The sequence below is a fragment of the Rheinheimera sp. B2H12 genome, from assembly GCF_059620065.1.
Window position 1 is genome coordinate 1,891,709 of the sequence record NZ_CM184363.1, and the last position, 21,040, is coordinate 1,912,748.

19 protein-coding genes are annotated in these 21,040 nt (G+C 47.7%); all 19 read left to right on the plus strand.

Annotation, left to right across the window (positions count from 1 at the left end; genetic code table 11):
- Positions 1–9: 9 nt before the first annotated feature.
- The 19 genes from flhF to AC53GJ_RS08315 all read left to right on the plus strand — a co-directional run bounded on the left by flhF (position 10) and on the right by AC53GJ_RS08315 (position 21,034).
- Entirely contained in the window at positions 10–1,425 is a 1,416-nt protein-coding gene (gene flhF / locus AC53GJ_RS08225; protein ID WP_496732181.1) for a flagellar biosynthesis GTPase FlhF, read from the plus strand.
- Positions 1,418–2,299 (plus strand): MinD/ParA family protein, encoded by an 882-nt coding sequence (locus tag AC53GJ_RS08230; RefSeq protein ID WP_496732183.1) that lies wholly within the window; start codon positions 1,418–1,420, stop codon positions 2,297–2,299. The genes flhF and AC53GJ_RS08230 overlap by 8 nt, the downstream gene beginning before the upstream one ends.
- Positions 2,296–3,015, plus strand: a complete 720-nt coding sequence (locus tag AC53GJ_RS08235) for an RNA polymerase sigma factor FliA (protein WP_496732184.1) — start codon at positions 2,296–2,298, stop codon at positions 3,013–3,015. The genes AC53GJ_RS08230 and AC53GJ_RS08235 overlap by 4 nt, the downstream gene beginning before the upstream one ends.
- Before the next feature lie 53 nt (positions 3,016–3,068).
- The gene (cheY, locus tag AC53GJ_RS08240; protein ID WP_442967929.1) at positions 3,069–3,440 is read left to right on the plus strand and encodes a chemotaxis response regulator CheY; all 372 of its coding nucleotides are present in this window, start codon (positions 3,069–3,071) and stop codon (positions 3,438–3,440) included.
- Between the two features lie 25 nt (positions 3,441–3,465).
- Complete coding sequence (locus AC53GJ_RS08245) at positions 3,466–4,218, plus strand: protein phosphatase CheZ (RefSeq protein WP_496732185.1); 753 nt, start codon at positions 3,466–3,468, stop codon at positions 4,216–4,218.
- A gap of 15 nt (positions 4,219–4,233) precedes the next feature.
- A complete protein-coding gene (locus tag AC53GJ_RS08250) occupies positions 4,234–6,507 on the plus strand; it encodes a chemotaxis protein CheA (RefSeq protein WP_496732186.1) in 2,274 nt (757 codons plus the stop codon).
- Positions 6,508–6,518: 11 nt separating this feature from the next.
- Positions 6,519–7,682, plus strand: a complete 1,164-nt coding sequence (locus AC53GJ_RS08255; RefSeq protein ID WP_496732187.1) for a protein-glutamate methylesterase/protein-glutamine glutaminase — start codon at positions 6,519–6,521, stop codon at positions 7,680–7,682.
- On the plus strand, positions 7,675–8,418 hold the full coding sequence (locus AC53GJ_RS08260) for a flagellar motor protein (RefSeq protein ID WP_496732188.1): 744 nt from the start codon (positions 7,675–7,677) through the stop codon (positions 8,416–8,418). The genes AC53GJ_RS08255 and AC53GJ_RS08260 overlap by 8 nt, the downstream gene beginning before the upstream one ends.
- A 4-nt stretch (positions 8,419–8,422) precedes the next feature.
- Positions 8,423–9,409 (plus strand): OmpA family protein, encoded by a 987-nt coding sequence (locus AC53GJ_RS08265; protein ID WP_496732189.1) that lies wholly within the window; start codon positions 8,423–8,425, stop codon positions 9,407–9,409.
- A gap of 3 nt (positions 9,410–9,412) precedes the next feature.
- Entirely contained in the window at positions 9,413–10,201 is a 789-nt protein-coding gene (locus AC53GJ_RS08270; RefSeq protein ID WP_496732190.1) for a ParA family protein, read from the plus strand.
- Positions 10,194–10,991 carry a chemotaxis protein CheW gene (locus AC53GJ_RS08275; protein ID WP_496732192.1) on the plus strand — a complete coding sequence of 266 codons (798 nt, stop codon included), beginning with the start codon at positions 10,194–10,196 and terminating at the stop codon, positions 10,989–10,991. Before AC53GJ_RS08270 ends, AC53GJ_RS08275 begins: the two co-directional genes overlap by 8 nt.
- 33 nt (positions 10,992–11,024) lie before the next feature.
- Positions 11,025–11,519, plus strand: a complete 495-nt coding sequence (locus AC53GJ_RS08280; protein ID WP_496732193.1) for a chemotaxis protein CheW — start codon at positions 11,025–11,027, stop codon at positions 11,517–11,519.
- A gap of 12 nt (positions 11,520–11,531) precedes the next feature.
- Positions 11,532–11,984 carry a DUF2802 domain-containing protein gene (locus tag AC53GJ_RS08285; RefSeq protein ID WP_496732194.1) on the plus strand — a complete coding sequence of 151 codons (453 nt, stop codon included), beginning with the start codon at positions 11,532–11,534 and terminating at the stop codon, positions 11,982–11,984.
- 175 nt (positions 11,985–12,159) lie between these two features.
- Positions 12,160–13,587: an MBL fold metallo-hydrolase RNA specificity domain-containing protein gene (locus AC53GJ_RS08290; protein WP_496732195.1), complete on the plus strand. Its 1,428-nt coding sequence runs from the start codon at positions 12,160–12,162 to the stop codon at positions 13,585–13,587.
- Between the two features lie 112 nt (positions 13,588–13,699).
- Positions 13,700–14,830, plus strand: a complete 1,131-nt coding sequence (gene wecB, locus AC53GJ_RS08295) for a non-hydrolyzing UDP-N-acetylglucosamine 2-epimerase (protein ID WP_496732196.1) — start codon at positions 13,700–13,702, stop codon at positions 14,828–14,830.
- Positions 14,831–14,943: 113 nt separating this feature from the next.
- Complete coding sequence (gene tviB / locus AC53GJ_RS08300) at positions 14,944–16,221, plus strand: Vi polysaccharide biosynthesis UDP-N-acetylglucosamine C-6 dehydrogenase TviB (RefSeq protein WP_496732197.1); 1,278 nt, start codon at positions 14,944–14,946, stop codon at positions 16,219–16,221.
- A gap of 12 nt (positions 16,222–16,233) precedes the next feature.
- Entirely contained in the window at positions 16,234–17,256 is a 1,023-nt protein-coding gene (locus AC53GJ_RS08305) for an NAD-dependent epimerase/dehydratase family protein (RefSeq protein ID WP_496732198.1), read from the plus strand.
- Positions 17,257–17,510: 254 nt separating this feature from the next.
- Positions 17,511–18,047 carry a transcription/translation regulatory transformer protein RfaH gene (gene rfaH, locus AC53GJ_RS08310; RefSeq protein WP_496732199.1) on the plus strand — a complete coding sequence of 179 codons (537 nt, stop codon included), beginning with the start codon at positions 17,511–17,513 and terminating at the stop codon, positions 18,045–18,047.
- 200 nt (positions 18,048–18,247) lie between these two features.
- The gene (locus tag AC53GJ_RS08315; RefSeq protein ID WP_496732200.1) at positions 18,248–21,034 is read left to right on the plus strand and encodes an SLBB domain-containing protein; all 2,787 of its coding nucleotides are present in this window, start codon (positions 18,248–18,250) and stop codon (positions 21,032–21,034) included.
- The last annotated feature ends 6 nt before the right edge of the window (positions 21,035–21,040 follow it).

Consider the following 21,040-nt stretch of genomic DNA (forward strand, 5'->3'; position numbering starts at 1 on the left):
AGTTAAATCATGAAAATCAAACGCTTTGTAGCCAAAGATATGCGCACTGCTTTAACGGAAGTTAAAGAATTCTTAGGACCGGATGCGATTATTTTGTCGAATAAAAAAGTAGCCGGCGGTGTCGAAATTGTGGCTGCAGTTGACCCGGAAGCCGCGCCAATCAAGGCGAAGGAGGCTGCTGCTGTGGCAGCTGCGCCGACGCAAAGCCGGTTTGATATTCGGATTGATGACGAAGATGAACCAAGCGACGCACCACCGGCAGATTCGCTCAGAGCTTTGCTGGCGCGGCAAATGATTAAACAACAGCAAGCGGCTACACCAGCAGCGCCAACTGCCACAGCGTCAAAAAACCAGCCCTCCGCCGGTCAGGATAAGCTACGCGCTTTTGCTGCCAGACCTGGCGCGGCACCAGAGCGTCAGAATTCTGTCGCGCAAGGGCCGAATTTACAGGAAGTGACGGCACTGCAAAAACAACAGGCCAGTCAGATGCAACAACAGTTTGACGCCATGCGCCAGGAAATGCAGTCGATGAAACAACTGCTGCAACATCAGGTGTCAGGTTTGATGTGGCAGGACTTAGCAAGGCGCGAACCAGTGCGCGCGCTGGTGATTGAACAATTAACCCAGTTGGGCTTGTCAGAGGCGATGGCGGATCAGCTTGCCTGTTTTATGCCAGAAGATTTGAATGATGCCGATGCCTGGCGCTGTGCCCTGGATTTACTGGCTGGCCAACTGACCACCACCAATGATGATATTATGCGCCGTGGCGGTGTGATTGCTCTGGTTGGACCCACGGGGGTCGGCAAAACCACCACAGTGGCAAAACTGGCGGCACAATTTGCCAAACGCCATGGCGCCGACCAGGTCGCACTGATCACCACTGACACATTTCGCATCGGTGCTTTTGAACAATTAGCGACTTTTGGCCGAATTATTGGCTGTCCGGTGAAACAAGCTCGTGATCATGAAGAACTCGGTCTATTGTTATCTTCGTTAGGTCAACGCAAATTAATTTTGATTGATACCGCCGGAATGAGTCAAAGAGATGTCAGACTTGCTGAAAATCTCTCAGCTTTAGTGCATAATTCGCGTGTCAAAATAAAAAGTTATCTGGTATTGTCTGCGACATCGCAAGCGCGTGTCATGCAAGAGGCAGTGGAGCATTTTAAACGAATTACCCTGGCGGGTTGTATTTTCACCAAACTTGATGAATGCTTAAGTCTCGGTGAGATTATTAACGTCGCAATTCAAAATGCTTTACCCGTCAGTTATTTGACCAATGGTCAGCGGGTACCTGAGGATATCGATATTGCCGAAGCAGCTGTGATGGTGGCTCAGGCAGAACAACTACGCATGGCACACAATAGTTCGGGTCATCAGTGGTATCAGGATGGGATGATGCGAGCGGAAGAGACCTATGCATAATCATGAATTAACTTACGATCAAGCCAGTGGCCTGAGAAGAATGAAGCAGCAGATGGTAAAAGTTATTGCAGTGACAGGGGGTAAAGGCGGTGTTGGTAAAACCAACGTCACGCTGAATCTCGCCATGGCAATGGCGCAAATGGGTAAACGTGTGCTGGTGTTAGATGCCGACTTAGGCCTCGCCAACTGCGATGTAATGCTTGGCTTAAGAGTCGAGCGTAACTTATCCCATGTGTTATCCGGTGAAGCTGAGCTTGACGATATTCTGGTGACAGGTCCATTTGGTATTAAAATTGTCCCTGCCACGTCCGGAACTCAGTCGATGACTGAATTAAGCCCGGCCGAACATGCCGGTCTGATCCGGGCATTTTCCGAATTAAGAACCCAATTTGATATCTTGCTAGTGGATACTGCCGCTGGCATTTCTGATATGGTTTTAAGTTTCTCCCGTGCCTCACAAGATGTCTTAGTGGTGGTGTGTGACGAACCATCCTCCATTACCGATGCTTATGCCCTGATGAAGATCCTTAGCCGGGAACATTCAGTGCAAAAGTTTAAAATCGTGGCTAATATGGTACGGAGCTTAAGAGAAGGTCAGGAATTATTTGCCAAGCTGAGTCGGGTGACTGACCGTTTTCTGGATGTGACGCTGGAATTAGTTGCCACTATCCCATTTGATGAAAATGTTCGTAAAGCAGCCAGAAAGCAAAAAGCCTTTGTCGACGCCTTCCCGAAAACACCGGCGTCTTTGGCCATTAAAACGCTGGCGACCCGTGCGGTTCAATGGCCTGTGCCGCCGAGCGCGTCGGGTCATCTGGAATTCTTTCTTGAACAGTTGGTGCAAGGCCAATCAGCAAACCGGGGCCTGGCGTGAATAGTCGCCTGGCAGCCTACGGTGCTGCAGATCGAATGCAACAATTGGTCGAAAAACATGCGCCACTGGTGAAAAGGATTGCCTATCATCTGCTAGCCAGATTACCAGCCAGTGTGCAGGTGGATGATTTAATTCAGTCCGGTATGATTGGCTTGATTGAAGCCGCCAAGAATTTTGACGGCAGCAAAGGGGCAAGTTTTGAAACTTTTGCTGGCATTCGGATTCGGGGTGCTATGCTGGATGAAATGCGTCGCGGCGACTGGACACCACGTTCAGTGCATCGTAATGCCCGTTTAATTGCTGAAACAATCGCCGAATTAGAGGCAGAATTGGGTCGGGACGTAAAAGATGTTGAAGTTGCTGAAAAACTTGATATAACTTTAGATGAATATCACCATATGCTGAGTGATGTCAGCAGTGGCAGAATTATTGGCATCGAAGATTTAGGTATTTCTGAGGATGTTTTGGTCACTGCGGATGACAGGCAAGATGATCATTTATATGAAGAACAGGCTAATGATTCGTTTCAACAGGCTTTAATAAAAAATATCAGTAGCTTACCTGAACGGGAAGCAATAGTATTGTCGCTATATTATAATGACGAACTAAATTTGAAAGAGATTGGCGAAGTGTTAAGCGTCAGCGAATCTCGGGTCAGTCAAATCCATAGTCAGGCATTAGTCAGGTTAAGAGCCCGCATGCAGGACTGGTTGTAATACTTGAGAATAACCATTGAGGTATCTCGTCGGAGGGGATTTTGGATAAGAACATGAAAATTCTTGTGGTAGATGATTTTTCTACTATGAGACGCATCATCAAAAACCTGTTACGTGATCTGGGATTTACAAATGTCTCAGAAGCGGATGATGGCAGCACAGCGTTACCGATGTTACAGAATGGTGATTTCGACTTCGTCGTCACCGACTGGAACATGCCTGGCATGCAGGGGATTGATTTATTGCGTGCCATCCGTGCAGACGCGAGACTAAAACACATCCCGGTGTTGATGGTTACCGCTGAAGCGAAAAAAGAGCAAATCATCGCCGCTGCGCAGGCAGGGGTGAACGGTTATATCGTTAAACCTTTTACAGCCGCCACCTTACAAGAGAAGTTGTCAAAAGTATTTGAACGCTTAGGTTAACCGTATCTGACACAGGAGTGGCGCCATGTCTGCACTTACGGCACCTATTATTACCTTAGAACAGGCTCGTGAGCTTGTGCAGTTGTTAGAGATGGAGCAGCAGGACGCTGCAAACGAACTTGTGCAGGGGCTAGCGGTGCCGGGCTCCTCCGAATTGTTTGCTGAAGTTGGTAAGTTAACCCGTCAGCTTCACGACTCTTTAAAAAGTTTTCAGGTCGATCCTTCCATCAGTAATTTACTGTCTGAAGACATTCCGGATGCCAAACGCCGCTTGACTCATGTCATTGATATGACTGAGCAAGCCGCCAACAAGACCATGGATGCCGTCGAATCATGCCTGCCAATTGCGGATAAACTTAATTCAGGCCTTGGTCTGATCCTTCCCGACTGGCAACGTTTGATGAAGCGCGACCTGAAACTTGGTGAATTCAAAGAGTTATGCCATAGTCTTAATGGTTTTTTGCAACAGGCATCCAATGATGCCAAAAGTCTGCAAAGTTCTTTAACTGAAGTGCTGATGGCACAAGATTATCAGGATCTGACCGGGCAGATTTTACGCCGCGTCATTGAATTGGTGCGTGAAGTTGAAGACAGCCTGATTGGTTTGTTGACGGCTTTTGGTCAGACCAATGTCGCGCCGGCAGACAGACCTGCTGTGGTGAAAAAACCAAAAGCAGGTCATGAAGCTGAAGGTCCGATTATCGATGCAGCGTCGCGTGATGATGTCGTCACAGGTCAGGACGATGTTGATGATTTATTATCAAGTTTAGGTTTTTAAGAGAGGTAGGCTAGCATGGGCTTTGATTTAGATGAGGACATTTTACAGGATTTCCTAGTCGAAGCCGGTGAGATCCTTGAGCTGTTGCAGGAGCAGTTGGTCGAACTAGAAAATAATCCAGACGACTCCAATTTATTAAATGCAATATTTCGCGGTTTTCATACGGTCAAAGGTGGTGCTGGCTTTTTGTCACTGACAGAATTAGTCGATGCCTGTCATGGTGCTGAAAACGTTTTCGATATTTTACGTACTGGTAAACGCCGGGTCACTTCTGAACTGATGGATGTGATATTGCAGGCACTTGATGCCATCAATCAGATGTTCAGTAATGTGCAAAACCGTCAGCCACTTGAGCCAGCTAGCCCAGAGTTATTACATGCTTTACATCGTCTGAGTGAGCCTGCATCTGCCGATGAGTCTCATGCGCCACAGGCAGTTGCTGCAGTTGCAGCACCGGAAATGAGTTTAGATACTTTTGATGCCGCAGTGTCGCTGGAAATAGAAGGCGGCAGTGAAAGTCAGCTATCTGATTCTATTGATGATATTACTGAAGATGAATTTGAGCGTTTGCTTGATGAATTACATGGCACTGCAGCTCCTGCTGCTAAAGCCGCTGCGGTCGCCCCGACTGTGATCCCAGCTGGTCCTGTTGCGTCTGCAACCGATGATATTACCGATGATGAATTTGAAGCCATCCTGGATCAGTTACATGGTAAAGGCTCTTTTGTTCCTGCCAGTCACGAGCCTGTAGTCGCTACCCCGGCCGCTGTCGCTCAGACACCGCCACCTGTGGTTGCGGCCAAATCATCATCAAGCGCTGATGAAATCAGTGAAGATGATTTCGAATCATTATTAGATGAACTGCATGGTAAAGGCAAAGCGCCGGCGGGCCCGGTCGCGGTAGCAAAAACCGCGGAGCCGGTGAAAGCTGCGGTCGCAAAAACTGAACCTGCAGTTGCTAAACCAGCACCGAAAGCTGAACCACCTAAAGCAGCAGAACCAGCTAAACCAGCTCCAGTTGCGGCCCCAGTTGCCCGCGATAAAGATGCGGATGATGGCAAAGGCACGGCTAATGCGGCCCAGGCGGATACCACGGTTCGGGTTGATACCAAACGCCTTGATCAGATCATGAATATGGTCGGTGAACTGGTGCTGGTGAGAAACCGGCTGGTCAGTTTATCCAGCGTGGCGCAAAACGAAGAAATGAGCAAAGCCATTTCAAATCTGGATGTGGTGACTGCTGATCTGCAAGGTGCAGTGATGAAGACACGGATGCAGCCAATCAAAAAAGTGTTTGGCCGTTTCCCCCGGGTTGTTCGTGACTTAGCACGGTCGTTGCAAAAAGAAATTAACTTAGAGCTGGAAGGCGAAGAAACCGATCTGGATAAAAACCTGGTCGAAGCGCTGGCTGATCCGCTAGTGCACTTAGTGCGCAACTCGGTTGACCACGGCATTGAAATGCCGGACGTGCGGGCAAAAAATGGTAAGCCGCGCACTGGTTTGGTTAAATTAGCAGCACAACAAGCTGGTGACCATATTTTGCTAACCATCCAGGACGATGGTGCTGGGATGGATCCGGAAAAACTGAAGGCCATTGCCATTAAACGTGGAGTGTTGGATCCGGACGCCGCAGCGCGGATGTCGGACACAGAAGCCTTTAATCTGATTTTTGCACCAGGTTTTTCCACCAAAGAACAGATTTCTGATATTTCCGGTCGCGGCGTCGGCATGGATGTGGTGAAAACCAAAATCAACCAACTTAATGGTACTGTGCATATCCACTCCAAGTTAGGTCAAGGCACTTTACTGGAAATTAAAGTTCCGTTGACGCTGGCGATTCTACCTACCTTGATGGTGGTCGTTGGTAAGCAGCCATTTGCATTGCCACTGGCGACAGTGAACGAAATTTTCCACCTGGATTTAGCCAAAACCAACATTGTTGATGGTCAGCTGACGATTGTGGTGAGAAATAAAGCAATTCCATTGTTCTATCTTGAGCACTGGCTGGTCCGTGGTTCAGATCGCAAACTGCGGCGTGAACAAGGTCACGTCGTGATAGTGCAGATTGGGACGCAACAGGTTGGTTTTGTGGTGGATTCACTGGTGGGCCAGGAAGAGGTGGTGATTAAACCGCTGGATGCCTTGTTACAGGGGACGCCTGGTATGGCTGGTGCAACTATCACTTCCGATGGTGGTATTGCCTTGATCCTGGATGTACCTAACCTGTTGAAACATTATGCGAAAAAATCGAAGATTAAATTTGATCGTTTTAACAATTTAACTTCATAAGCAGGTCTTCTATGTCGATCAGAGTGTTAATTGTTGACGATTCAAGTTTTTTTCGCCGTCGCCTGACGGAAATCATTGAATCAGATGTTGAGCTGACAGTTGCAGGTACCGCCAATAATGGTCGTGAAGCTGTGGAAAAGGCGCTGGAATTAAAACCAGATGTGATCACCATGGATGTCGAAATGCCGTTGATGGACGGCATTCAGGCAGTGCGTGAAATCCTGAAGCAACAACGGGTGCCAATCCTGATGTTTTCTTCGTTAACACATTCAGGTGCCAAAGCAACCTTAGATGCGTTGGATGCCGGTGCCGTCGACTTTTTGCCGAAAAAATTTGAAGATATCGCCCGTGATAAAGGTGAAGCCATTGAATTGCTCCGTCAGCGGATCAAAGCTGTGGCCAGACGCCGGCTCTTTGTGCGGCCTGGACCTGCGACTGCCACCACGCCAACAAGCACTGGTGCGCCAACTTCGGCTAAGCCTGCCACTATTGCCAGAACGCCGTTAGCCAGGGCTGAATTGCTCAAAGCGCCGGAACGGGATACGTCAGATTTTGCGCCGTCGCCCGCTGAACGGCCGTTTAAAGCCTCTGGCAAACATTACAAATTGGTCGCCATTGGTACTTCTACCGGTGGTCCGGTGGCCTTACAAACCATTATTACTGCTTTACCGGCTAATTTTCCGTTGCCTATTTTGCTGGTGCAGCATATGCCTGCCGCCTTTACCGGTGCTTTTGCCAGCCGGCTCAACAGTCTGGCTAAAATTGAAGTGCGGGAAGCAGTTGATGGTGATCTGCTCAAACCTGGTGTGGCCTATCTGGCTCCGGGCGGTAAACAGATGCTGGTTGAAGGTTCCGAGCAACAAGCCAAACTGCGGATTAAAGAAGATGATTCTCCACGAATCACCTTTAAACCCAGTGTGGATGTCACCTTTGGCACTGCAGCTAAAGTCTATAGCGATAAAGTGCTGGCGATTGTGTTGACAGGTATGGGCTCAGATGGCCGTGATGGTTGTCGTTTACTCAAACAATTTGGCTCAAAAATCTGGGCGCAAGATGAAGCCAGCTGTGTGGTGTATGGCATGCCACAAGCCGTTACCGCTGCTGGTCTGACAGATGTTGAAGTAGGTCTGGCCGATGTGGCGAGCCGGCTGATCGCGGAAATCGGGAATGGATAAACTGTCGTTTGCAGGGTTGATCCTGGGGATCACTGCCATTATTGCCGGTTACACCTTGCATGGCGGTTCTGTAGCGACCTTGTTCGATTTGCCTGCACTGGTGATTGTGCTTGGCGGCACTTTAGGTGCCGTTATTTTTCAGACGCCATTGCCGCAGTTTACTGTGGGCCTGAAAATGCTGCCTTGGGTGTTCACCTCCCAGTATGTGCCGCTCAATGCCACAGTTGAACGGCTGATTAATTGGGGCACAGCAGCACGCAGCAACGGCTTTTTGTCGCTGGAAGCCGAAGCTTTACATGAGTCGGATCCATTTTTACATAATGCGCTGAATTTGCTGGTTGATGGTGTTGAGCCAGCAGTTCTGCAGGATGCACTGGATGCAGAATTAACGCTGGAGCGAGAGCGTTTGCTGCGCTCTGCCAGGATTTATGAAGCAATGGGTGGCTATAGTCCGACTATTGGCATTATTGGTGCCGTGCTCGGCCTGATCCAAGCGATGCAGCATCTGGATAAACCAGAGTTACTTGGCAGTGGTATTGCAACTGCTTTTGTCGCCACAGTCTATGGGGTCGGTTTCGCCAATCTGGTATTTATTCCTATCGCCAATAAACTAAAAAGCGTGGTATTGCAAAGAACCTTGTACCAGGAACTGATCGTCGAAGGGGTTGTTTCGATTGCCAATGGTGAAAATCCAAGGGTTATTGAGCGCAAGCTGGCCGCTTACCGGATAGGGTAAAGTTATGTATCGCAGCCGTCGTCGTTATGAAGAACCTGAGACCGCCTCGCTTGACCGCTGGCTAGTGTCTTATGCTGATTACGTTACGTTGATGTTTGCCTTATTCGTGGTGTTGTATTCGCTTGCCATCGCCAAAGAAGAAAAATTTAAGACGATTTCCAGTTCCTTAGCGCAGGTCTTTGAAAAACCTGTGGCAGCTGAAACAGGGGTCAAAGGGCCGGATTTGCTGACCGACAATCAGCCGAAAAGTGATTATCAGCAATTTGGCACTTCACTGGAAACTGCCACTGGTCCTGAACTGGTGGCTGATGCTAAAGAGCAACCCACCTTACAAAAACCACAATTTGGTAATCCGCTGGTTTCATTACAAAATCAACTGACACAGTCGCTTGCTAACCTGATCGAAAAAGGGGTAGCAAAAGTCGAAAATGATGAAGACTGGCTGACCATTCAACTGAACAGCGGTTTATTATTCCCAAGCGGCAGCGGTGTGCAAACAGCAAGCGCCTCAGTGTTATTAACCGAAATTGTGGCTATCCTTAATCAAAGCAGTAACATTATCCGCGTGCGTGGTTACACCGATAATCAGCCCATGAGTAACGAAATTTACGCCTCAAATTGGGAATTATCTATGGCAAGGGCCACGGCAATTTTGCGGGAATTACAACGGCTTGGCGTGCAACCTGAGCGCATGGCCGCTGAAGGTTATGGTGAATTTGCGCCTTTTGCCGATAATGCCACTGCTGAGGGCAGAGCAGAAAATCGCAAAGTGGTGATCGCTATTTCAAAACTTGCCGCCAGACCCGTCAGCAGCGCGAATTCAGCGTCTGAAGCGACCAGTCTGGAACAGGCCGGTCAAATGTTGCAACAGCAGCAAACAACGGTGGCAGACGATGGCACTATCAAAGTGATCAGACTGCCGCACGGTGGTATTAAAATTACCTCGGATGCAACAGTGCAATCTGAGCAGAAAAAAAATAACGGGAATTAATAATTGGTCGTTTGGACTATTGCGAATCAAAAAGGTGGCGTTGGTAAAACTACGTCTACAGTTACACTCGGTGCTTTATTGGCAGGCCGTGGTATGCGGGTATTGTTGATCGATACCGATCCGCATGCATCTTTGACCTATTATTTTGGTATCGACGCTGAAGAGTTAGAAAACAGTGTTTATGATATTTTCATCCGCGGTAAAAATATAACCAAAGAAGAAATTTTGCAGTCGTTATGTCCAAGCGGGATGGAAAATCTGGATATTTTGCCATCGTCCATGGCGCTGGCAACGCTAGACCGTTCGCTGGGCGATAAAGGTGGCATGGGGCTGATCCTGAAGAAGGCACTGGCTAAAGTCAGTGATGAATATGATTATGTGCTGATTGACTGTCCGCCGGTGATTGGGGTGTTGATGGTCAATGCGATGGCCGCTTGTGACCGGATCCTGATCCCGGTACAAACTGAGTTTTTGGCATTAAAAGGCCTGGACCGGATGTTAGCGACGATGCAACTGATGCATAGTCAGTCGCAGCCTGGTTATCAGTTCACGATAGTCCCAACGATGTACGATAAAAGAACCAAAGCGTCGCTGGAAGCTTATAAAGAACTGAAAAACAAATATGGTGATTTAGTCTGGTCGGCCGTGATCCCAATTGATACCAAGATGCGGGACGCCAGTCTGGCGCAAACGCCGCCACCGGTGTACGCGCCTAAATCGCGTGGTGTGTTTGCTTATAATACGTTACTGACTTATCTGCTACAGCTGACGCCGGAGTCATCGCATGAGTGATCTGCTTGCCAGCCACAAGGTGATGCGTCATTACCTGAATGCATTACTGACCGAGGAACAGGAACCTGAGGTTGCTGTCACTGCAGTTAAAAAACAGCAACTGAACCAGTTGTTGTCGACTGTCAGTGCTGAACCGGTCAAAGTTGCCGCCAAAACTGTGACGCAGGTGGTGAATAAAGTGGCGGCAGCGGCACAACCGATAGTTGCGCCTGCCAAACCTGTGGTGCCGCCTGTGGCGAAGCCTTCGGTAATAACCACAGCAGTGGTTAAAGCGCCTGTTGTTGCTGAAGTTGCGAAAACACCGCAGCCACCGTCTCCTGCCGTGGTGATAGAAAAAGCCTATCGGCAAGGTAAGTTTCAGGCATTATTTTTTGAAGTGGCCGGGTTAAAAGTGGCATTGCCGCTGAAAGAATTAGGCGGTATTCATAAAGTCGTCAACATTAATACCTTGCCTGGTAAACCTGACTGGTATAAAGGTGTGATGTTATACCGCGAGCAAAAAATTAATGTGGTAGACACTGCAAAATGGGTGATGCCAGAAAAATATGATCAACAACTGGCAGAAAAGCTAGACTATCAATATGTTATCATGTTGGGCAAAAGTTCATGGGGCCTGGCCTGCGAAGCATTAATCAACACAGTCACCTTAGAGCAGGATGATGTGAAGTGGCGTGCCGCTGAAGGGAAAAGACCCTGGCTGGCAGGTTTGATAAAACAGCATATGTGTGCTTTGTTAGATGTAGATGCCATGATTGCTTTATTAGCACAGGGTGCAGGCAGTTCTGATTAAGTACGGACCAAGATTGAGGTAGAGGAGCGATACATGAGCAATTTATTGGCGCAGGCAGTGAAAACTAAAGAACAAAATGATGTTGTGTTGCAATGGGTTACTTTTAAATTACAAGAAGAAACCTATGGCATCAACGTGATGCAGGTACAGGAAGTTTTACGTTATACCGATATTGCGCCGGTGCCTGGTGCGCCTATGTATGTGCTGGGGATCATCAACCTGCGCGGTAATGTGGTGACAGTCATTGATACCAGGTCTCGTTTTGGTTTACCGCCGGCCGAAGTGACTGAAAACAGTCGTATTGTCATTATCGAAGCTGATAAGCAAGTCATTGGTATTTTAGTCGACAGTGTGGCTGAAGTGGTCTATCTGCGTGGCTCAGAAATTGACACGGCACCAAATGTAGGTACTGATGAAAGCGCTAAATTTATCCAGGGTGTATCCAACCGTGATGGCGAGCTGTTAATCCTGGTTGATTTAAATAAACTGCTCTCGGATGAAGAGTGGGATGATATCGGTAACATTTAACAGGTAGTCTGAGTGCCCCTCTCTTTGCAATGGCTTATTCTTGGCATAATACCAGCAGTTTCAATACTGCTGGTATTATTTGTTTGGTGGCAACACAGGATACAGTTACAACAGCAGCAGGGCCTGGCAGCGCAAATTGAACAATTGCAGCAGCAAGTGCAGAGCGGCTTGACTGAAATTGCCGAATTAAGATCTGGCGTGATGGGGGTAGGTCGTCGTACCGTGAAACTGGAGCAATTCCAGCAAACCCTACAACAGCAGCAACAGGCTATTGCTGCGGAAATTGAGCAGCTTTCTGAACATCAACAGCAGATCCAACTGTTCGATCCTGAATCTAAACTCTACAGCAGAGCAATGAAAATGGTCCAGCTCGGTGCCGGAATGGACGAAATCATCCGTGAGTGTGAATTGCCACGCGCTGAAGCTGAACTATTGATTAGTTTGCACCGGCAACAACAAGGTTAATTGGCAGTTATCCGTAGGTTGGACCCGACCCAGTGCAACTGGGGCAGTCCAACACTTGACGTCCAGCGCCCGGACGAATACCGGATAAAATTTGCTAACACTTTGCCTGCTGTCGGAAGGTTGCTTTTTTCTCCCCGCCAACTATAACCATGGTTTTACTCGCCGGAGGCCAATAATGGCCGACACGCACTGTTTTCATCCACCTCGTTTTATCCATCATGGTGCTGTGCATACAGTGACTGGTTCTTGCCATCAGTATCTGTTGGCTGATGATTATACCCTGTTGATTGATTGCGGCTTGTTTCAGGGCAACGAGCAAGGCGTCGGTAGTGACCAGCAACTCAATGGCCGGTTACCGTTTCAGTTGGCCACAGTCAAAGCGCTGATCCTGACTCATGTTCATCTGGACCACTGCGGGCGCTTGCCACAGTTATATGCTGCTGGCTATCGGGGGCCGATTTTTTTAACTCAGGCATCGGCGTTATTGCTGCCACTGGCATTGCGTGATGCGCTGAAGAGTAACAGCGCATTGCAGCCGCAGCAGATCAATCTACTGATTGATGGCCTGCTGCGTCTGTTAGAGCCTTGTGACTATGGCAGATGGCAACAGTTACCTGCACTTGCCGCAACTGGTGGTCATGTTGAATGCAAATTGCAGCCAGCTGGTCATATTTTGGGTTCAGCTTATGTTGAAATCAGGCACAAAATTGCAACGAGGCGTTTTAAAACGGTATTTTCCGGTGATTTAGGCCCACCTCATACGCCGTTATTGCCAACCCCAAAGGCGCCCAGTTCGGCTGATATCCTGGTGCTGGAAAGTACTTACGGTGATCGCTGTCATCAGGGCCGGCGGCAGCGCCAGCAACAACTGCAACAGGTTATTGCCAGAGCACTGCAGGATAATGGCACTATTCTGATCCCGGCTTTTAGTTTGGGCCGGACGCAGGAATTGTTATATGAGCTGGAAGATATCCTGCATCGGTTACGGGCAGCCAAGATCCATCCGGAACTGAGCTGGTCAGAATTGGCGGTCATTGTCGATTCACCGCTGGGCATCGAATTTACCAGTGCTTATATACAATTACAGCAATATTGGGATAAAGCAGCCAAAGCGAAGTTAAAACGAGGCCGGCAGCCACTGGCATTTTTGCAGTTAACCTGCATTACGGATCATCAACAACATCTGGCACTGGTCAATTTGCTGGCATCAACCGCCAGTCCGGCTATTGTGATTGCAGGCGGCGGCATGTGCAGTGGCGGCAGGATTGTCGATTATGTACAGGCCATGCTGGCAGACTCACGCCATCAAATTTTGTTTGTCGGCTATCAGGCCAAAGGCACCACGGGCGCAGCTATTATTCAGGCGGCTGCGACAGGGGCTGGCAGCGTCAGCATCAAAGGGCAGCTTTATCCGCTCGCTGCTGAAGTGGTGGTGTTATCCGGTTATTCGGCGCATGCCGATCAGCAGGATTTGATTCACTTTGTCCGGCGGATGAAATCCCCGCCACAGCAAATCCGTTTGGTCCATGGCGACCGACTAGCAAAACAAGCACTGCAACTGCAGTTACAGACGCTGGGTTATCAGGTGATGATCGCAGACTAAGCAGGCAGATGAATAAGCTGTGACAGCACAAAATGGCGGGTTTTTTCCTTCGCTATAGTCGGAAGATTTGATAAGCTTGCGGTTAGTTATGTTCATGCGATGGGATTTGCTGATGTTAAAAGTGTTGAGTGTATTCGGAACCCGGCCAGAAGCGATTAAAATGGCGCCATTGGTTAATTTATTAAAACAGGACAGTAGCATTGATAGCCGTGTTTGCGTCACAGGTCAACACCGTGAAATGCTGGATCAGGTATTAAAGTTATTCCACATTGTTCCCGAATACGATCTGGCGATTATGAAAGCAGGTCAGGATCTGTATGATGTTTCTACTAGTATTTTATTAAATATCAAACCGGTATTACGTGATTTTCAGCCAGACATCGTGCTGGTGCACGGCGATACCAGCACCACATTTGCCGCGGCGCTGGCTTGTTATTATGAAAAAACCGCAGTGGGCCATGTCGAAGCTGGTTTACGGACCGGTAATATTTATAGTCCGTGGCCAGAAGAAGCCAATCGCCGGCTGACAGGTGCCATTACTACGTTGCATTTTGCGCCAACCAGTACTTCAGAGCAGAACCTGTTGGCGGAGAATGTCAACCCAGCCAACGTGTTTGTTACTGGTAATACCGTGATTGATGCGCTGCATCAAGTGGTCGCCAAAATTAATGCGGATCAGCAACTGTCCGCTCAGTTTGCCGAGAAATTCCCTTGGGGCGAAGATGGCCGTCGTTTAATCCTGGTGACAGGGCACAGACGGGAGAGTTTTGGTTCAGGTTTTGAAAATATCTGTGCGGCACTGAAAACCATCGCTGAACGTTTCCCTGATGCCGATGTGGTGTACCCGGTGCATTTGAACCCGAATGTACGGGAACCTGTTTTCCGTTTACTGAGTAATTCGCCGAATGTACATCTGATTGAACCGCAGGATTATCTGCCGTTTGTGTATTTGATGAGCCGCAGCTATCTGGTGCTGACCGATTCCGGTGGTATTCAGGAAGAAGCGCCGTCACTGGGCAAACCTGTATTGGTGATGCGCGATACCACAGAGCGGCCGGAAGCTGTGGCTGCTGGTACAGTCAAACTGGTTGGTACCGATGAAGCGGTGATAGTGGCAGAAGTGTCTAAACTGATGACCGATCAGCAGTACTACCAGAGCATGAGCTTTGCCCATAATCCTTATGGCGATGGTCAGGGTTGTTTGCGGATCGTTGCGGCAATTAAGCAGCATTTTAATAAATAATATCGGGTCCAGCTCGTTTCAGGCAGATAACACAACCACAATCAACGTCATCTGTGGTTGTGTTATCAGAAGTTGGCGGCTTTTCATTCATCTAGTGGCAATAAAGGGAATATATGCTCGATCTGCACTCCACAAAAATTGGCATCATTGGTTTAGGATATGTCGGTTTACCTTTAGCGGTTGAATTCGGAAAAAAATACCCTACGCTGGGTTTTGATATCAATCCTGGCCGCATTGCCGATTTGAAGCAGCATATTGACCATACCCTGGAAGTGGAAACTGACGAATTAAAATCGGCACAGCTTTTGTCGTTTAGTGCTGATAAAAACGCCCTCAGCCAATGTAATGTTTATATTGTGACTGTGCCTACCCCAATTGATCAGCATCGCCAGCCAGATTTAACGCCACTGATTAAAGCCTCCCAAACTTTAGGGGCAGTGATTAAAAAAGGCGATGTGGTGATTTATGAATCGACCGTCTATCCAGGCGCTACCGAAGAAGACTGTATTCCGGTGATTGAACAGGTCTCAGGCCTGAAATTTAACCAGGACTTTTTTGCCGGTTATAGCCCGGAACGGATTAACCCAGGTGATAAATTACACCGGGTCACCACTATTAAAAAGGTCACTTCTGGTTCAACACCAGCCGTAGCTGAATTTGTCAATGATCTATACGGCAGCATTATTACTGCCGGCACCTACAAAGCCAGCAGTATTAAAGTGGCTGAAGCTGCCAAGGTAATTGAAAACACTCAGCGCGATTTAAATATTGCCCTGATTAACGAGCTGGCAGTGATTTTTAATAAATTAGGCATTGATACCGAAGAAGTATTGTTGGCTGCAGGTACCAAATGGAACTTCTTGCCATTCAGACCTGGTCTGGTCGGTGGTCACTGTATCGGTGTTGATCCCTATTATCTAACCCATAAAGCACAGGCGGTTGGTTATCATCCCGAAGTCATTCTGGCTGGCCGTCGGATTAATGACAGTATGGGCCGTTATGTGGTGAGTCAGTTGGTTAAAACCATGATTAAACGCCAGATTGGGGTGGCTGGTGCCAGAGTATTGGTACTAGGACTGACCTTTAAAGAAAATTGCCCTGATGTGCGTAACACCAAAGTAGTGGACATCATCAAAGAATTAACAGAATACGATATCGCTGCTGATGTGTATGACCCATGGATTAACGCCGCTGAAGCTGAACATGAATATGGTATTACCCCGGTAACAGCACCAGCAACTGCCAGTTATGATGCTGTGATCCTGGCCGTGGCCCATCAGCAGTTTAAAGAACTGGGTGCAGAGGGCATTCGTGCCTTTGGTAAAGCTAATCATGTGCTGTATGACCTGAAATATGTGCTGAGTGCCACTGACTCTGATGTCAGGTTATAAGGAAAGATTTTTATGCGATATCTTGAAATATGCCAGCAAATACAGCAACAACCCAAAGTTTGGTTAGTAACGGGGGTCGCTGGCTTTATCGGCTCTAACTTACTAGAAACATTACTGAAACTGGATCAACAGGTTGTTGGCCTGGATAATTTTGCTACCGGCCATCAGCGTAATCTCGATGAAGTGCAACAATTAGTCAGCCCGGCGCAGTGGCAAAACTTTCGTTTTATCAACGGCGATATTCGCAACTTAGCTGATTGCCAGCTAGCTGTGGTGGGGGTGGATTATGTGCTGCATCAGGCAGCATTAGGCTCAGTGCCAAGATCACTGAATGACCCTATTACCAGCAATGACACCAATGTCGGTGGTTTTTTAAATATGCTGGTGGCCGCGCGTGATGCTGGTGTAAAAAGCTTTACCTATGCTGCTAGCAGCTCGACTTATGGCGATCATCCTGCCTTACCCAAGGTGGAAGAAAACATTGGCCGGCCTCTATCACCTTATGCTGTGACTAAATATGTCAATGAACTCTATGCTGATGTGTTCGCCCGTAGCTATGGTTTTTATTGTATCGGTCTGCGCTATTTTAATGTGTTTGGTAAACGGCAGGACCCGGATGGTGCTTATGCTGCAGTGATCCCAAAATGGACTGCTTCATTACTCAAAAATGATCCTGTGTTTATCAATGGTGATGGGGAAACCAGCCGCGATTTTTGTTATATCGCTAATACAGTGCAAATGAATATCCTGGCTGCCACAGCGCCAGCTGAGGCAAAAAACCAGGTTTATAATGTTGCCGTTGGTGATAGGACTACGCTAAATCAATTATTTAGTGCTATTACCACAGCATTGAGTACTTGTGGTCAAGTGGTGGCAACAGAGCCGGAGTACCGAGATTTCCGTAGTGGCGATGTCCGCCATTCACAAGCGGATATCAGTAAAGCTGAACGGTTATTGGGCTATCAGCCACAATACCGCATTGGGCAGGGCATTAACGAAGCAATGCAATGGTATATCGCTTTTCTGCAGCGCTAAGTCAGGATGGCAAACCCCAAACCAGGATGTTGTTTGGGGTTAGTTCACCAGCAGTTCAGCTTTAGCTGTTATTTTGTTAACTTCATGTATGTAATCTGAAGTCTTATTTTAGACTTTAATTGATTTATAAATCAGCAATTTTGTTAACGAAGCCTTATTCGGCGTGGCTTGGCGCGAAGTTTGATTGACTCTGACCCACAAGGCAATTATGCTTACGCCCCTTTCAGGCTTTAGAAAAGTTGTAAAAGCAGGTTATGGATAACTGGTATTTGGTGTATTGCAAGCCCAGAGAAGAATTCCGGGCACAACAACATCTGGCAAATCTTGGCTTTGTCAGCTATTTACCTTTATTGTCTAAAAGTAAGCTAAAAGCCGGCAAGGCCGTTATTGTGAAAGAGCCGCTGTTTCCGCGTTACCTGTTTTTACAAGCAACTCCTGAAATGAACTTGGCCGTGGTGAAAAATACCCGCGGGGTGACTGATTTTGTCCGTTTTGGCGGCAAAATTGCCACTATACCAGCCGGGTTGATTGCGCAGCTGACCGAGCAGCAAATTATGTTGCAGCAGTTGGAGAGCAACAAACAGGCTTATCAGCCTGGTGAAGCCTTACAAATTCTGCAAGGTCCTTATCAAGGCCTGGCGGCCGTTTATCAGATGGCAGATGGGGCAGGGCGGAGTCTGGTATTAATACAACTGTTGAATAATACTGTGCCTCTATCATTACAAAATGATGAATTGGAAAAGTTAACTGCCAAAGACGGCATGACCATTCAAAGACGGTATGACAATTAATAACAATTAACGACGGATTAGTTACCAGCCGAAGGCTTGGGATACCAGCATGGCTGGGGTATGATCCGACGCTGTTGTGAAGAACAAATAGAATTTCAGTTCTGGGACGCTTAACCCATGGGCGGTAGCGTGCCTGAAGAACTCAAGCTGCAAGCTAAATTTAAATAATATCAAGATCAAACAACGACTGGAGTGTCAGAGTGATTAAACGAATAAAACAATGCGCTTATCTGGCAATACTTTCCTTTTGTAGTGCGCAAGCACTGGCCGTGACGCCGACCCCTGCCATGATGGCGCAATTTAAACAATTGCCACGGGCTGAACAGGAAAAATTAGCCAAGCAATATGGTATTGATTTAAATCAGCTTAACTCCGCCTCCAGTCAGCAACCAAGCAGAACTCAGGTCAGCCCATTAACGCCAGAACCACAGTTTGATGCCCGCCAGACAGAACCAATGCTTGCGGCTGAACCAGAGCAAGACGGTCAACCAAAACGTTTTGGCTTAAATCTGTTTAATGCCCAAATCAGCACCTTTGCCCCAGTGGATAATGCGCCGGTGCCGGATAATTATTTGTTAGGTCCGGATGATACGGTGCTGGTGCAACTGTACGGCAAACAAAGCTCATCTGAACAACTGACCATCGGTCGTGATGGCCAGGTGCAACTGGACAATGTCGGTCCAGTCACTATTGCCGGTTTAACGTTCACTGAGGCGGCAGCGTTAATTAAAGCCAGGGTGGAAGAGGCCAATATTGGCGTGCAAGCTTCAGTTAGCATGGGGCAACTGCGTAGTATCAATGTATTTATTGCTGGTGAAGCCAAATACCCAGGCATGTATGCAGTCTCTGCCATGACCACAGTCACGCAAGCCTTGTTTGTGGCTGGTGGTATTTCTGATATCGGTAGTCTGCGCGACATCCGCATTCAACGCAGTGGCAATCAGATTGGCCACTTTGACTTATATGACTTGCTGTTAAAAGGCGACAATAGCGGCGATACACAACTGCGCCATGGCGATGTGGTGTTTGTGGCACCCTTACAAGCCGTGGTCGAAATTGGCGGTGAAGTGAATCGGCCGGCAATTTATGAAGTAAAAGCCGGTGAAACTGTACAGGATTTGCTGCGGATGGCGGGCGGTGCTAAACCGAACGCTCATATCAAAGATGTGGTGATGGAGCGGGTGAACCGCCAAGGCGTTAAGCAACTGAACAATCTGGATTTAACATCAGGTAGCAGTCTGACGAGTCCATTGCAAAATGGCGATATGCTGCAATTGGCAGCTATTTCCAATCGGGTAGAAAACGAAGTGGTATTGGCTGGCGCCGTGGTCAGACCAGGGCGTTATGCCTATAAAACCGGGATGCAATTAAAAGATTTAATTCGAGGTGTCTGGACTGATTTGCTGCCAACCGTCGATTTAGACTACGCCTTAATCCTGCGCGAGAAAAACAGCCGCGGTGATATCGAAGTGATTCAGGTCAACCTGGTAGACGCTTTGGCGCTGGATGGCGGTTTTTCCACCCAACGTAGTATCCAATTACAACCACGAGATGTCGTGATTGCATTTCATGCTGCTATTGAAAAAGACGATGTGAAGGATTTACTGGAGCAACAAGCCAAAGAAAAACGGCAAAAGCAGTTAGATAACCTGCGCATGTCGGCCTTATATCAAACGAATCAACAGCAAGCAGGCCAGCAAAATCTGACGATGAGTCCAAATGAACCCGCTTCAGAAAATGAACTGCAGGGTACAGGACAACAGCAAAAGTCTAAATACAGTATCAGTAGCCCTTTTGAATTTGATGCAAAGCAACAGAATGACGCGCAGCAAAAGGCGTTAAAAGATTATCTGGCGAAAAACTATAAAGCAATCTTTACCGAAAAAGTGCTATTAGAGCAAACGCCGAAACTAAACCGCGAGCAGATGCTGATCCCTGTGCTGGAGAAACTAAAACAGCAAGCTACTAATAACACGCCATTAGCCATCGCTTCAGCCTACGGTGATGTGAAAGTACCTGGTGATTACCCAATTGCGAAAAATGCGGGTGTACTAGAGCTGATTGCAGCAGCCGGTGGTTTAAAAGATTCTGCTTATTTACAAAGAGCTGAGTTGAGTCGACTGATTGGTCAGTCCAGCACCGATAACCAGATTTTGGTAAAAAACTTCAATCTAAATCTAACTGAACCTGCCAGTATTGATTCTGATGTTAGTCAGTTGCAAAGCCGCGACCGACTCAATGTATTTTCTATGCCGGACTGGTCAGTAGACAAAACTGTTGAGCTGACAGGTGAAGTACGCTTCCCTGGCACCTATCAGGTGACGAAAGGTGAAACCTTATCGCAATTGATAGAAAGAGCAGGTGGTTTTACTGATGCCGCTTTCCCATTTGGGGCTATTTTCACCCGCGAAAAAATTCAAAAACGGGAGCAGGAGCAATTTGAGCGCTTGTTGATGCAACTAAAATCAGATGTGGCTTCAAAATCTCTGACATCTCAAGGGCCAATGAGCAGTTCGCCAGAGCAATCAGTGATGTTAATTAACCAATTGTCCGAGCAAAAGATGCTGGGCCGGCTGGTGCTGAATATGACGCAAATTCAGGCCGGTAATCCAGAATACGATTTGGAAGTAGACGCTGGCGATAAGTTGTTTATCCCAAGACGTAATTCTGCGATTTCAGTGGTCGGTGAAGTGCAAAACCCGGGTAGTCACTCATATAACCCGAACTTAACAGTAAAAGAATATCTGGCTTTATCGGGCAACAGCCGTAAGCGTGCTGATAATGAGCGGGTTTATGTGTTACGCGCCGATGGCTCTGTGGTTGTGCCATCGAATAGCTGGTTTGCTGGTGATCAGACCCTGATGCCTGGAGACACTATCGTTGTGCCACTGGATGTTGAATATAAAGATGGTCTGACACTGTGGTCGCAAATCACGCAAATTTTCTATCAGTCTGCTGTAGCAATAGCGGCATTAAATTCCTTCTGACGTTTA

Bases quoted from the DNA above. Each gene is read 5' to 3' on its own strand.
- flhF (WP_496732181.1), top strand. From the start codon at position 10: ATGAAAATCAAACGCTTTGTAGCCAAAGATATGCGCACTGCTTTAACG.
- AC53GJ_RS08230 (WP_496732183.1), top strand. From the start codon at position 1,418: ATGCATAATCATGAATTAACTTACGATCAAGCCAGTGGCCTGAGAAGA.
- cheY (WP_442967929.1), top strand. From the start codon at position 3,069: ATGAAAATTCTTGTGGTAGATGATTTTTCTACTATGAGACGCATCATC.
- AC53GJ_RS08245 (WP_496732185.1), top strand. From the start codon at position 3,466: ATGTCTGCACTTACGGCACCTATTATTACCTTAGAACAGGCTCGTGAG.
- AC53GJ_RS08250 (WP_496732186.1), top strand. From the start codon at position 4,234: ATGGGCTTTGATTTAGATGAGGACATTTTACAGGATTTCCTAGTCGAA.
- AC53GJ_RS08255 (WP_496732187.1), top strand. From the start codon at position 6,519: ATGTCGATCAGAGTGTTAATTGTTGACGATTCAAGTTTTTTTCGCCGT.
- AC53GJ_RS08260 (WP_496732188.1), top strand. From the start codon at position 7,675: ATGGATAAACTGTCGTTTGCAGGGTTGATCCTGGGGATCACTGCCATT.
- AC53GJ_RS08265 (WP_496732189.1), top strand. From the start codon at position 8,423: ATGTATCGCAGCCGTCGTCGTTATGAAGAACCTGAGACCGCCTCGCTT.
- AC53GJ_RS08275 (WP_496732192.1), top strand. From the start codon at position 10,194: ATGAGTGATCTGCTTGCCAGCCACAAGGTGATGCGTCATTACCTGAAT.
- AC53GJ_RS08280 (WP_496732193.1), top strand. From the start codon at position 11,025: ATGAGCAATTTATTGGCGCAGGCAGTGAAAACTAAAGAACAAAATGAT.
- AC53GJ_RS08290 (WP_496732195.1), top strand. From the start codon at position 12,160: ATGGCCGACACGCACTGTTTTCATCCACCTCGTTTTATCCATCATGGT.
- wecB (WP_496732196.1), top strand. From the start codon at position 13,700: ATGTTAAAAGTGTTGAGTGTATTCGGAACCCGGCCAGAAGCGATTAAA.
- tviB (WP_496732197.1), top strand. From the start codon at position 14,944: ATGCTCGATCTGCACTCCACAAAAATTGGCATCATTGGTTTAGGATAT.
- AC53GJ_RS08305 (WP_496732198.1), top strand. From the start codon at position 16,234: ATGCGATATCTTGAAATATGCCAGCAAATACAGCAACAACCCAAAGTT.
- rfaH (WP_496732199.1), top strand. From the start codon at position 17,511: ATGGATAACTGGTATTTGGTGTATTGCAAGCCCAGAGAAGAATTCCGG.